The sequence below is a fragment of the Olegusella sp. genome (assembly GCF_057238325.1).
Map to the genome: position 1 here is coordinate 103,582 of NZ_DBHHGF010000005.1, position 13,076 is coordinate 116,657.

The 13,076-nt window shown below is 57.3% G+C and carries 10 protein-coding genes and 1 pseudogene; 6 read left to right on the plus strand and 5 right to left on the minus strand.

The features are described 5' to 3' along the window. Nucleotides 1-7: 7 nt before the first annotated feature. The 3 genes and pseudogenes from ACO5JD_RS05325 to ACO5JD_RS05335 all read left to right on the plus strand — a co-directional run bounded on the left by ACO5JD_RS05325 (nucleotide 8) and on the right by ACO5JD_RS05335 (nucleotide 2,757). Entirely contained in the window at nucleotides 8-1,258 is a 1,251-nt protein-coding gene (locus tag ACO5JD_RS05325) for a PucR family transcriptional regulator (protein ID WP_484988213.1), read from the plus strand. Nucleotides 1,259-1,472: 214 nt separating this feature from the next. Next, nucleotides 1,473-2,425, plus strand: a pseudogene (locus tag ACO5JD_RS05330) (hypothetical protein). Continuing rightward, a complete protein-coding gene (locus tag ACO5JD_RS05335; protein WP_484988215.1) occupies nucleotides 2,377-2,757 on the plus strand; it encodes a hypothetical protein in 381 nt (126 codons plus the stop codon). The pseudogene ACO5JD_RS05330 and the gene ACO5JD_RS05335 overlap by 49 nt, the downstream one beginning before the upstream one ends. Before the next feature lie 274 nt (nucleotides 2,758-3,031). Here the strand turns inward: ACO5JD_RS05335 and ACO5JD_RS05340 are convergent, their stop codons facing one another. From ACO5JD_RS05340 to ACO5JD_RS05360, 5 genes are all read right to left on the minus strand, one after another. Then, nucleotides 3,032-3,571 (minus strand): hypothetical protein, encoded by a 540-nt coding sequence (locus ACO5JD_RS05340; protein ID WP_484988217.1) that lies wholly within the window; start codon nucleotides 3,569-3,571, stop codon nucleotides 3,032-3,034. Then, nucleotides 3,568-4,062, minus strand: a complete 495-nt coding sequence (locus ACO5JD_RS05345) for a hypothetical protein (protein WP_484988219.1) — start codon at nucleotides 4,060-4,062, stop codon at nucleotides 3,568-3,570. The genes ACO5JD_RS05340 and ACO5JD_RS05345 overlap by 4 nt, the downstream gene beginning before the upstream one ends. Before the next feature lie 27 nt (nucleotides 4,063-4,089). After that, a complete protein-coding gene (locus tag ACO5JD_RS05350; protein ID WP_484988253.1) occupies nucleotides 4,090-4,623 on the minus strand; it encodes a relaxase/mobilization nuclease domain-containing protein in 534 nt (177 codons plus the stop codon). Nucleotides 4,624-4,657: 34 nt separating this feature from the next. Further along, nucleotides 4,658-5,191, minus strand: coding sequence for a hypothetical protein (locus tag ACO5JD_RS05355; protein WP_484988221.1), 534 nt, complete (start codon nucleotides 5,189-5,191; stop codon nucleotides 4,658-4,660). Between the two features lie 322 nt (nucleotides 5,192-5,513). Beyond that, a complete protein-coding gene (locus tag ACO5JD_RS05360; RefSeq protein WP_484988223.1) occupies nucleotides 5,514-6,143 on the minus strand; it encodes a PBECR4 domain-containing protein in 630 nt (209 codons plus the stop codon). Nucleotides 6,144-6,926: 783 nt separating this feature from the next. Between ACO5JD_RS05360 and ACO5JD_RS05365 the strand changes: the two genes are divergently transcribed. From ACO5JD_RS05365 to ACO5JD_RS05375, 3 genes are read left to right on the plus strand one after another with little or no spacing between them, the layout of a single operon-like run. Next, on the plus strand, nucleotides 6,927-8,354 hold the full coding sequence (locus ACO5JD_RS05365) for a hypothetical protein (protein ID WP_484988225.1): 1,428 nt from the start codon (nucleotides 6,927-6,929) through the stop codon (nucleotides 8,352-8,354). After that, nucleotides 8,354-11,491 (plus strand): DEAD/DEAH box helicase, encoded by a 3,138-nt coding sequence (locus ACO5JD_RS05370; protein WP_484988227.1) that lies wholly within the window; start codon nucleotides 8,354-8,356, stop codon nucleotides 11,489-11,491. Before ACO5JD_RS05365 ends, ACO5JD_RS05370 begins: the two co-directional genes overlap by 1 nt. Next, nucleotides 11,478-13,076 (plus strand): hypothetical protein, encoded by a 1,599-nt coding sequence (locus ACO5JD_RS05375; RefSeq protein WP_484988229.1) that lies wholly within the window; start codon nucleotides 11,478-11,480, stop codon nucleotides 13,074-13,076. The genes ACO5JD_RS05370 and ACO5JD_RS05375 overlap by 14 nt, the downstream gene beginning before the upstream one ends.

Genomic DNA, 13,076 nt, shown 5'->3' on the forward strand with positions numbered 1-13,076 from the left:
AAAGGGGATGGACGACATCGCTCAGAAGGAACTTCGGCTCTTCGAGGCCCTCCTCGGCTATCGCGGCATCCAGTCGCTCATGGACCTCGCCGCCGAGCTCCTTGGTAACCCCCTCTTCTTCTCCGACCGGGGCATGAGCTATAGCCTTGCCAGCAGCTACGACGGACCGCAGGCAGACCTCTTCCGCGCCGCAACTTCCGGTGATCAGGAGAACGTCGAGCGGCGCGTGTACGATGCGGCGCGAAAGGGCTACTTCGACTGGATCTACGCACATGACGAGCCCATCGAGGGAACTGCCATCGACGACCCGTGCCATTACCTCAGCGCCCGTGTCCGTGACGGAGCAGACGCCATTGGCCACATCTGCGTGGTGGACCTGCGGAGGCCCTTCGAGGAGGGGGACAGGGAGCTCCTTCCGGTCGTGTGCCAGTGTGTGGCCTTCGAGCTGCGCCGGAAGGCCGACACGAGCTCTTGGACCATACCCTATGGCCCGCTCTTCTCGGGCTTGCTCGCCGGGGGCGGAATGGGGGAAGCCGAAGCGCGGCGCCAGGCTGAGATGGACGGCCTTAGGGTCCCCGCACGCATGCTCCTCTTGGTCGCCCGTGTCACGGACAGCACCAAGGCGGTCTCACTTGCCTTCTTGCGCTCCCAGTTGCTCCAGGCGTTCCCGGGCTCGTTCGGGATCGTGCGGGAGAACGAGTGCGCCCACGTGGTCAACGCCGAGGCGGGGGTCGACGAGGTTGAGCGAAGGATTGCCGGCAGTGTCTACACGGGAGGCATGGAGGTTGGTTTGAGCTGGGAGTTCCGCGAGCTCACGGGCATCCATACGGCCTACGTGCAGGCTGATGCCGCCCTGCGCCTCGCACCCATGTCAGGAGAGGCGGCCCCAGGCACCGTGCGCCTCGCGCGGTTCGCTGACGCGATGGTCCCCCTGCTGGCCGAGGCGCTCCAGTCTCCGCATTCTTCCGTTCCGCTCGCCGCACTCGTCATGCCCGAGGTGGCCCTGCTCGCCGAGACGAACCGTCGCGACGGCACCGACCACCTCGGGGACCTCGCCTCCTATCTTGCTTGCGAGGGAAACGTGACGCGGGCCGCCAGAGTCCGGCACGTGCACAAGAACTCGATGTACTACCGGATCGGCCGCCTCCAGGAGCTCTCGGGCATAGACCTGTCGGATACGGGCGGGCACCTTGCCCTGAGGCTCTCGGTCGAGCTGCTCAAGGCGTCCAAGCTGTCGGGCAGGTCTGCGCACCGATGACGTCGTTTGGACAAAGCGCACAAATATAGGTCAACAAAAACTGGCTCAAGCACCTACAAACAGGGGATATACCTGCTCACACTCCTTGATGTGTCGTACTCCAGCACGAATACGTCTGAGGAGGACCATGCCCGAGAACGCCCACGCCCTACCCTTCGACCCCTGGCACCCGTTGCCCGACCCGCCCGCAGCCTCGTACTCCTATTCGCTCTCGATGCATATCAGCCCCTACGAGTTCACCAACTGGCGTGACGAGGCCACCTCTTGGAAGACCACCTGCTACCTGCACGCGGGCCTCAACCCCACCGACACCTACAAGATCAAGGGTCCCGATGTGCTGAAGTTCCTGGGCACGGTCACAGCGACCAACATGGACCACTTCGAGGTCGGCCGCATCAAGCACGGCGTGATGGTCAATGACGAGGGCACCGTCATCACCGATGGCGTCATGCTGCGCACAGCCGAGGACGAGGTCACCACCTACTGGATGGCGCCGATGCTCAACTTCTACCTCGACAACAAGGCCGCCGGGGAGCTCGACGTGACCGGCGAGCTCGTGACCGACAGGATCTTCCTCTTCCAGATCGGCGGGCCCCTCTCGCTCGACGTCGTGGAGGCGGCCACGGGCGAGGACTTCCACGACATGAGGCACCTGCGCTTCGCGACTCCCAGATCTGCGGTCACAAGGTGCAGGTCTGCCGGGTCGGCATGGCGGGGACGCTCGCCTACGAGGTGCACGGCGACATCCAGGACGCCCACGAGGTCTACAACAAGCTCTGGGAGGTCGGCCAGCCCATGGGCATGAGGCGCCTCGGCTCGCACTGCTACACCATGAACCACGCCGAGAACGGCTTCCCGCAGCTCAAGGTCCACTTCCTGGAGCCGTGGAGCCGTGTAGCCGGCCTCATGGACTATCTCAACTCCATTCCCGGCATGGAGTTCCAGATGATGACCTGCAACGAGAACTTCATGCAGATCGAGGGCTCCGCCTCGGGCAGCATCGAGAACTTCTTCCACAACCCCTACGAGCTCGGCTGGGGCCGCATGATCCACTTCGACACGACCTCTTCGGCCGCGAGGCGTGCGAGAGGATCGCTGCGGCACAGGACACGCGCAAGATGGTCTCGCTGGAGTGGAATGCCGACGACATCGCCGAGGTGTTTGTGAGCCAGTTTCGCGGTGAGGGCGAGCAGCCCTACCGCTTCATCGAGCAGCCGACCGACGCCGACTACTGGATGGGCCCCAACGTGCACCACGACTACGTTCTCGACGCTGATGGCAACAAGATCGGCACCTCGATGGGCCACCAGAACGCCTGCTACTTCCGCCGCATGATCTCCATCGCGAGCATCGACAGGGACTTCGCTGAGCTCGGCACCGAGGTCTACGTGCTCTGGGGCAACCCCGACGAGCGCCAGATTAAGATCCGTGCCACGGTCGCGCGCTATCCCTACAACAACGTGATGCGCTCCGACTCGACCGACGTGTCGAAGCTATAAGGCGCAGAAGCTTTATCTGTATTTGCCAGTGGGCCGCCGAATTCTTGGAGGCTTACTGGCATTATCACAAATTTGCAGGTAAACGGCTTGTTCTAAGCCCGTCTAAGGCATGTAATAGACCCAGGTGGTCCCAGAGCCCATGGATTTCGCGCTATTGCTACGACCCGAAGTGTCAGAAAAGCAGGATTACCTTCGCCACGAACCTCATCCACAGGATGAAGAACTTGCCTATCGCTTTTAGCACACGCTTGGCCACGCCCATCTCACACGCTCCCTAGAAAGAGTCCTCTTCAACATAGACGTTAGCAGCCAGGGTGGACATAAATTCGTAGCTGGCTTCTGTCATGCCGAGAGCCGTGCAGACGCGCTCCTTGGCGTCGGGCCCGCCGGCGACGCCGGGCATGTTCGCTATCAGGTGGTCGTGCAGCCACACAGCCCTTCCCGCGACACACCTTGACGGCTCGTCGGGGTCATGGAAGAGATCGGTCGTCTCATCGAATTGCGACATGTCGCAGAGGTCGCCCCCCATGCGGACCCACTGGAGCCTTCCGTCGAGCTCGATCGAGCGCGCCTGGGCCAGCTTCTCACCGGAGAGCACGTGGAGCCTGCAGCCGCCGGACCTCTGGGCGAGGGGCATACACTCGTTGGGGTCGGCGGTCATGCGGTACCAGCTCGCCTCCACCCAGAGCCCGTCGACGACAGTGACGCGCAGGTCGGTGAGGGCGTTTGGCCTCTCGAGGGCGCTGTCCGTAGTGAGCGCGTTGGTGTCGAACTCCTCGACTGTCCAGTCCTCAAAGCACACGGTTATCCTCATTGCTCGCTCCTCTCTCCGCGCCTCGTCTGCTGGCGCGCCTGGCTCCTGCCGCCATGGTGGTGGTCACCGTGCCGCGTGCTCCGCGTGGTGGGGGAGTCGTCCGCCCTGCGCCGCCCGACCGTGGTGCTAGCCGATCGCTCGAGCAGGATCCCGTGCTCGGCGCAGTACCGCCTCGCCCGCCCGATCCTCGTCGCGGTCGTCTCCCGTCCGGGCTTCCCTTGCAGTCTCGATGCGGCGGCGTCCATGGAGGCGAGGCTCCTGAAGCCGCCGCGGGAGACGACGCCCACCGCCTCCGAGAGGGCTGCGAGCTCGCGCAGGTCGCACATCTCGATGGCGCCTGCCACCACCTCGCGCACTTTCCGGATCGTCAACGGCTCCGGAGCCCGTCGCGTCGGGCTTGCGAGCCAGCGCTCCGCCTCGCGTCTCGTGTAGGACGCCCCGAGCCTGGAGTCGCCCACCTGGCGCGTCGGGGTCTCGGCGAGTGCGTACACTCAGTCGCTCCTCCTCGACGCTGACTCTCACACGGTGATGCCCATCTCAACAAGGGCTGACCGGAAGTCGGCGGGGTTGCGGGCGATGTCCTTGGCCACCTCGACGCGCACGCGGATGTCGGCTACCCACGAGTAGTCACCTCGCGACACGAGGTCGTGCTCATTGATGTGAACATTCCTGCAGGCATACGGTTCGGAGTTGGGAATGACGCCAGTCTCCGGGTCCTTCGGCTCGTCCTCGAAGAACGAGAGCCCGTGCTCCCGCGCGATTCTCTGAGCCGACCTCTTCAGCGCTCGGGGCTCGGGATCCTGGAGCCTTCGACTGGTCTCGAGGTTGGTGTTGTTCACGATGACGTGGGCGTGCGGGATGTGACTCTCGTCGTTGTCGTGGTAGACGACCGCCACCTCGTAGTCGCCGAAGTTCTCGCGGATCCATGACATGGTGACAGACCAGAGCTCTGAGAGCCCGATGGCGTCGCGCGGATCGGGGGAGAAGACGTAGCCTTGTAGGGGGCGTCGTTTCCGAACGCCTCGCGGGTCCCGTCCATCGCTGACGCCCAGTCGTAGGCGCTGTACTCAGGCATTCCGTCCCCGTCTATGCTTGCCATCGGGGCGTCGAGGTTGAGGAAGTTGCGTGCCAGAACCCGGCCCTCCTTCTCGAGATAGCGCTGGGCCGCACCGAGGCGCGTGTGGCCGGAGATGGGCTTGACGAGGGGCATTGCTCACCCCCGGAGACGACGGGCATGTCGGTGAGCTCGGCGGCCTGGCGTCTGACGGAATCGGCGTCCGAGCGCATTTCCGAGAGCCCGTAGGAGATGCTCTCAAGCGCCTCGGCGAGGTCGAGTGCGTCGACGCCCGATTCGCGCACCGCCTTTGCGGTGGCGTTGAGCGCGTGCGTGGACTGGTTGAGGAGGTGACTGAGTGCACGGACGTTGCGGACGTAGCGCGCGAGGGTGGCGCGGTCGAGCGCGAGCGAGCGGGAGGAAACGGCGCTGGGGGAGGCGGTGCCGGCCTGGACGAGGAGTCGCACTGTGTCGGAGACCGAGGTGCCGAGGGAATCGGCAAAGCCGCGTAGGGATGACATCTCGTCATCCGAGAGCATCACGTGGAGCTGCGCTGTCCTGGACATGTCCCTCCCTACCGTTCACGTGTACAAGGGCTCCTGATAATCCTAGGGGCGCGGGGCCTTCCCCGCAGGTGCCACCCCTGACGATGTGTCAGGGGTGGCACCGCGTCGCCGAGTGAGGGATGTAGGGGCGAGGTGCCAAGGGGAGGGGCGGAGCCGCGGCCCAAGGCGCGAGGTTCGGCCGTCCCGAAGGCGACGAGGACGAGCTATTCCATGGACTTGTACATGGAATAGGCTACTTGCTATTATGGACTTTCAGGGCTGGTGAGTCCTTCTTACAAGACGGTGGAGGGCTTGAGGGGCACATAAGCTGTTAGATAATGGTTTAGGGGATGAGTTCGTCTAAACCCTTGAGCTCATTGGGAAGCGAGTGAACTATGTGATGCCAGTCAACGGTGCTGGCTGTCCGTATTGCGGTGGTGTAATAGGGCCACCTAATCGACTTCGAAAAGACCCCCACCACCTTGTAACGGTCTCCGCGTTTTACCTCTTTTCCGACTGGCGATGATAGGAGCGTCATAGGATCGAGATACTCGCCCTCGTAATTCCTGAACCCCATGCAGGCTTGTTGGTCACCAGCAAAAACCTCTGCGTCGACATTCAGCCGTGAGCCGTTTGGTCGACCGAATTCCCTTGCAGAAAGATCTGGCCTGAACATCGACAGGGAGGCTCTGAGCTTCATCGCGGCAAACCCGCTGTTGTCCAGAGCGAGATCCGCCTCAGAAAGGTTGTGTCCCGTGCACTTCCGCCAGAAGTACATCGCTGATACGCTCTTTGACTGCGTCCTGACTCCAGTGAGATGCTTAAAACTCCTGGCCAGAAACCTAAGTTCTAGGTAATCGACCTCGCTGCCTTGTAGGCCGACCAATAGTATGTTCTTGTCTAGGAGGTTCTCCTGGTACATTTCAGCTGCCTGAATGATCTTCTTGATGGGTGGCTTTTTGGTAACTGACAAAGATAGCTCCTGTTTAGATGCATTTCCACCATGACAGCGGCTCGCTCGCTTGGCCACAAGGCGCATGTGACCATTCACGAGTGGCTCTCCCAACATTGTTGCATTATCCCATCATACAGGACTGTCCGAGCTTGGTTGCCTGTTTACCCGCCTTATGTCGTTACGGGGGTTGACGGTGACGTCATGAGATCACTCGCCCTGCTGAGGGGGGGGGTGGGTGAACGTGCGACAAAAAAACGCGCACCATGGGTACGCGGAGGAGTCGATGGTGGTTTTTCTGTCGCCCGCCGACTGTGGGCTCATGCGTCCCACTAATGCAGGGTTTTTCTGTCGCCCGCCGACTGTGGGTTCATACGCCCCACTAGTGTGTCGGAGTTTTAAGTCGTCCGTCGACTTCGATTCGGTTTCACACACCCGTGTCGGGTTTTACGTGCCACCACACGGAGCCTAAGCTCAAGCAGACTATACCCCAAAAGATGTCTCTAGATAGGTGCGATTGGGAATCTTTTTTCTCCGCTTCGTCTTGCCTTCATATAGAAGCGCGATTATTCGGTGACCTCCCTTGTTTGGTGTGCAGTTCTTTGGTTGAGGTGCCCTTGCTCTGACGGTTCCGTCCTTTTACTGCGACATGGCTGAGCCGTAATGGTGGCTGATCACTACGTTCGCAGTGTGAGCGTTAGGAAAACCCTGGTTCTAAAGCTATACTCTTACGTACTTTTAAACAGGTGCGTTTGCCTCGCCGTCGTGCGGGAATAGCTGCGCCGTGATTGAGGGTAGGGGGGTATGGAGTTTGACGATTCTGCACGTAAGATGCAGAAGATAAAAGGTTTGACTATCAAAACCCCCAGCGGTAAGAGCCTCACTCTCACAGAGCCTGTCAGAGCCGATTCGCGGAGTGTTGTCTTCGAAGAAACTAGTGACCAGATGCTGGTCAGGTTGTTTCTTCCTACGGGTTCCGATGCCCTTGACACAGACTTATATGACAGGCTCGGCTTCCTAAGCACGGCCAAGATGCCCGATGATGTGGTTGTCATTGAAGATCTCATCAGGAAACCCTATGTCGGCTATACCACAAGGAAGCCCGAGGGATATCAGCATCTAAGCCCCTTTCTCGTGTTCAGGGGCAATTCGTCTTATAGAAGCTGGTACAACAAGGGACAGGGCCTGCGAGGCAGGCTATCGATTGGCCGTGCAATAGCAAAGCTGTTCTATGAGCTCGAGGGAGCAGGGCTCACCTGTTGCGAGGTGTCAGGGGAAACAGTACTCGTGAGGCCAGGTGGTATGGCCTCGGTAAGAATGCTGGATGCTGGCAGGATGTATGTGGGGGGAAAGATCTCCGCGCCAGTTATTGAGGGGCATTTTTATGCTGCCCCAGAGGTGCTTGACGGGGAAATGAGTCCCGGGGAGCTGTCCGACGACTATGCCCTGGCGCTCATCATATTCGACCTGCTTCACATCAATCGGCCTCGCCCAAACAACGTTGCGACGAGTGCGACCGTGGACAAGTACGATGGCTTTTATCCAATAAGGCTCTTGCGCGAGAAGGCGATGCAGCTTCGGAGCGCCATCCATGATGATCCTGCCTTCACGAACAGCATGAGGGACCTCTTCGATAGGTGCATCTGTGGAGGTAGCGAAGGTAGAGCGTTGCGTCCGTCGGCGCTCGATTTCGAGATAGCGCTTTTAGATGCAAGCAACAGAATTGTGCAGTGCCCGAAGTGTGGGGCGTGGTTTTACCAGCAAAACATGCAGAACGGTCATGACTTGTGCCCATGGTGCAACGCTCACGTGATGCCTGCCCCGAGGTTGGACTTCTACGAAGCGCTGTCCCGGGGGGAGGACTACAGAACGTCAAAACTACTATCAAAGCGACTTGTCAGGAGTTATATCCTTAAACCAGGCATCAACCCCATCCCCAACTACTACGTATTCGGGCAGAGCAGCTCATTTGAAGAGGACGGCATCTTCGATGATTGCCTGACGATAACGAAGGACTCAGAAGGGTGTCGCGCCCTCAAAGCGGATTCGAAGTCGAGCATTACTGTCTATAGGCGTGCGACGAAGAGGGGGTACGGACTCGGAAATGCGAGAAGCATGCGCCTGCAGGAAGGGGACCGAATCTTCTTTGGCGAGGCAGACCAGACGAAGACCATAATTGGGGATGAGACCTACTTCCTTTCGTCAATGGCAGAGTTCAGTGAAGCTTTATGATGAACATTGCAGATATCAGCTCTGCGAAGGGGCAGAAATTCAACCTTGAGTGCTCAAGTCCACCTACATCCTTCAAAGAAGGATCCCTGGTAAGGGTGGATGCTACCCGTCGCGACTGCGTATTCATAGTGAGCCAATACGGCGTGGGGGAGTCTGCTGGGCCAGTAACCTGTTTTGCCAGCAAGCTTACGGCTGAGTATCTCCATGAGTTGGCGCGTGGGGAAGAGTGTCTTGCTTTTCGATGCCTATTCTCCCTCAATGGGGTCGAGGACGATGTGCTTGTGGTACAGGCTTACACCTTCCAGTCGATTACGGAGTACAAGACTCCAATCGAGATAGCCGTAACAGAAGAGCTCGCGAGCCAGCTCCCGATTGACAAAATCAGCCATTCGTACATATGGGGTCAGCTCGGCAATCCAGCCCTGCTGTGCATGAACTACAAGACTGCAAAGAGGCGGAGCGAAGGACTCAGGTTCATCGACGGCAAGAGATACCTCATTGCGGACAGGACCTCAAGAGGGATTGTTGCGACTGGAACCCACTACCTTAGATCCAAGTATGACGTTCCCATCGACATATTCGTTGCGCCCCAAATACGATTCGTTTCAGAATCTGAGAGCATGGGAGAGAATTCCCTGTTCATGGGCGATTTGGACGCAATCTCGAACCCTTCTTCCTATTTTTCCCGATGGGACGCTTATGATCGGCTTAGCAAAAAGTTATCCGATTCGGAAGCGGAAGAGTTCGGTCGCCAACGCTACAGGCTAGTCTCCTCGAGGCGAGAACAGCGGGGCACAAAATATGTTTTCGCAACCGACAGTGAGCTCAATGACGAATACATAGGGCGTGAGCTTGGCGTCCCGGTCCCCGATTCATACCACGGACAAGGCGGAAAAGCCACTGAACGGCTCATGGGAGTTGGCAGGGTGGTTAGCATATCCGGCCGTGAGCTGACGACTCTCAAGGAATATGAGGACGACACCGACTTCATTCCGCCGTCGGGCGACCTGAAACTCAATACTACCGGCGACAGGGTCATCATCAGGCGCAGGGAAGCCGCCCGCGACCGCATGCTTCGCAACCAAACACCCATACCGGGACTTGTGAGCCTAATTGAGAGCGGAAGGTCGGCCTATGAGCTTCCCAGCGCTTGGGGTGCCAACGCAGGTATCACCACGGAGCTGAGGAGAAACTTTCCCCGCGCCTCAACACTCAATGCAGAGCAGTCTGATGCTCTGTCGCTGGCGATTAACACGCCGGATATTGCGGTAATCCAAGGACCGCCGGGAACTGGCAAGACGACAGTTATCAAGGCAATCTGTGAGAGATATCGTGAGATCTTTGAGCGAAGAGAAAGGGAGAGCGCGGAGACCGACCCGGACCATCGGCTGCTGAGTCCGAAGATACTGATCACCAGTTTTCAGAACGAGGCAGTCGATAACGCGATCTCGGACCCTCTCCCGCGAGACATACCTGCCTACAGAAAGACGTCCAAGAGGGCAACGGACGGAAGGAGGAAACAGTACCTCCGCTCGCTAGAAAGATGGTATAACGAGCTGCGCTCAAGTGTGTCCGAGTCCGTCAGCAGCAGTGTGGTACATGACTACGTCGAAAGAAAAAGCGTGCTCGAAGATGAGTTCCTCTCGTTCAAAAACGCTGGAGAGCCGACGGACAAGGCCAAAGAGCTGATTGACAAATACCTTAGCTTCGAAGATGTCCCGTATCCAAAGGACCTTGTAGTTGCTGCCAAGATGATCTCTTCGGGCCTCTTTGGCAATGTTAACGAAGATGAAGAGGATCCCATTGTTGCGAAGATTGAAGACCAACGGACGTCTATCGACGAGTTCGGAGATGGAGGCGCGAGAAGTGCTCGAAAGCTTGCTGCCTATATCAGGATGAACGATGACCTGGATATCTCCGACGCTATCCTGAAGGCCATAGAACTGGTCGGCGAGGATAACTTCACCGAGGACGATTTCATTGCCTATGTCCAAGCCGTTGACGAACTGAAGCAGATGTTTTGTTGTAGCTCCGAAGACGTCGAGCTAGAGAATAGGGAAAGGACCAACGAGTGCATCCTGACCCTGGCAAGCTTTTTCGCCGACCACTACGCCAACACGCTTTCAAGTCTGGACGACAGGAAATCAATCATCCTCTACGAGTTCCTTGAGCATCTGGAACAGAGCTATGAGTCGTTAGTTGAAAAGTATTCGATGACGACTGCTGCGACATGTCAAGCAAGCATGGATTTGCACGAGGCCTCCGACAGAATCTACGACCTTGTAATCGTTGATGAGGCGGCGAGGGCCAATCCCCTCGACCTGTTCATACCAATGTCCATGGGAAGAAAAGTAATCCTCGTGGGCGACCAAAAGCAGCTTCCGCACATGCTCGAACCTGACATTCTCAACTTGCTGGCTGACGAGCTTCCGGATTTCAATCTGAGCGACATCGAAAAGAGCCTCTTCGAGCGGCTCTTCGATATGCTGTCCGAAGGGCAGAGGCCTAAATCAGTCATGCTGACTCGCCAATACAGGATGCACCCAGAGATCTGCCGTTTCGTAAGCGAATCGTTCTATGACGGACTGCTCGAAACTGATAGTAGCGTCACGGCCGATATGAAGTCCTGCTCACCTTTTATCAATGAAGGAAAGCCGCTTGCCTTTATTGATGTCCCCATCACAAAGGGACGGGAGACCGGTGGAGCATCAAAGAGCAGAAAGTGCGAGGTCGATGCAATCGGCAAAGGGGTGAAAGAGATTCTCGGAACGGACAAAGGCCGAAGTGTTGGCGTGATAACGTTCTATTCCGCGCAAGCGAAGTTGATCAAAGACCATCTGATTGGGATGCTTAACGATGAAGAGCGGGACTACGTAGAAGTAGGTACGGTGGATGCATTCCAGGGCAGAGAGTTTGATTACGTTTTGTTGTCCTGCGTGCGCTCAAACTCCCCGAAAGACGGTTCTGCACCAAAGGTGGGCTTCCTCGAGAAGCCAAACCGACTCTGCGTGGCATTCAGCAGGGCGATACGCCAGCTTACTGTTTATGGTGACTCGAACACGGTATGCCAAACCCCGTGCTTCTCTAGGCTGCACGAGATATGTCGTGAGGGAGGTGGCTACCTTGGCTCGTATTGACATCGTAAACATGGGAAACTTCTATCCCAACCCCCAGGCAATCGATGTTGCGCTACCCGCATTCGCCTACGAGTGCGAAGCGAGCTTACCGATGGAGAACTCTCTAGATGCCTACGAGGAGGCAGTGCTCAAGCTTGTTTCGCTTGGTATGAGCCCCAGGAGCATCGCCAATGCTCTCAACGCCTCGGAAAGCATGGTTGAGGTAATTCTCTCTGCTCTCGAGGGAGAGAGGTATGCAAAGAGGAGACCGGGGAAGCCTTGGGAATTGACCGAGGACGGGGAGAAATATCTGGATGGAACCCTCCAAGAAAGAGAATCGTCGGAATCTGTGTACGGATACATGTTCGTTAATGCTATCAAGAAGGAAGTGCTTCCCTATTTCTATAGGGGAGATATCGGCGCCGCGCCGCTCTTTGACATAGGGCGTGATGGTGTGAGCTTACCTTTGAAGCTGACGGTTTCTGGGAGCGAGGAGAAGACGTTTGTCACCACGTCCGTAAGGCAGCCGAGGCTGAGGGCTGCCTATCAGAGGTATTTTCGTAATGTGGACCTAGCTCGGCAACGCGCGAACGGCGACATCACAAGTGACGAAGCGTTTGAGGCTGCACTGGATGCCTTCGACGGCATAAGCTTTTCCGAATCGGAAAGCGAATCATACGGGGTGGCTGGCGAGCGGGACCAAAGTAGTCAGTTGAACGTTAACATGCGCGTCCGCTTACTGAAGAAAGAACCGATAAGCCTCTATCTCCGAATGAGGTTAATTATTAATCCCAAAGCTCCTGGTGGGTATGATGTGGAGTCACCCTTCGACCTTGGAGGAGTTGACAACGGTTACTTTCTTAGGCAGCTGCAATGGCTTGAGCAGACGGGGACTACGTTCGCAAAGGACGAGGAGCTCACGGAGCTTATCTCTCGAGAGGTTGAGAAGATCGGACAGCGCTATGGGGTATCGGAAAAGGACTTCGGGTTCTTCGTCACAGAGAAAATGCCGGCGTTCAGACTAGCCGAGACACGCCAGCCTAACCTGTACCTAGACATGAGACACATCTACTCATCGATGCAGACCCAAGATAGCCTTATGGACAAGGAAGACATTGTCAGTAACATATCCAAGTTTGTGGTCGAAAGACTGTTCAACTCATTCTTCAGGCAAGAAGGCGCTCAACGACTGGGAATGGCGCAATGCCAGGCCCTTAAGGCCATTAGAAGCAGAAGATTTGCCGATTTCAGGGATCAGCTATGCAGTAGGGTGGGTTTGTCAACAGATCGATTCGAACGAAGACTCTCGCAAAAGAGCCTTAGAAATAGTGCGGACAGAATGGACTTTTCCTTCGGAAATAGTATTTCTGAAAAGTACATCAACATGCTGCTTTTCGATTTCATCCTAGGGAATACGAGGATGCATGACTACCTGACGATGTCGGAATCCAACGATAGGCTCGAGAGGCTATATGAGCTCAGGGATATAAGAAACAAGGTCTCTCACGACACCGATACCCCCTTTACTGGGAGCGACTACGACTATTACATGAGTAATGTCTTCGGCACCATTAACGACTTGGCTACCGCCTTATGGAAGGAATGA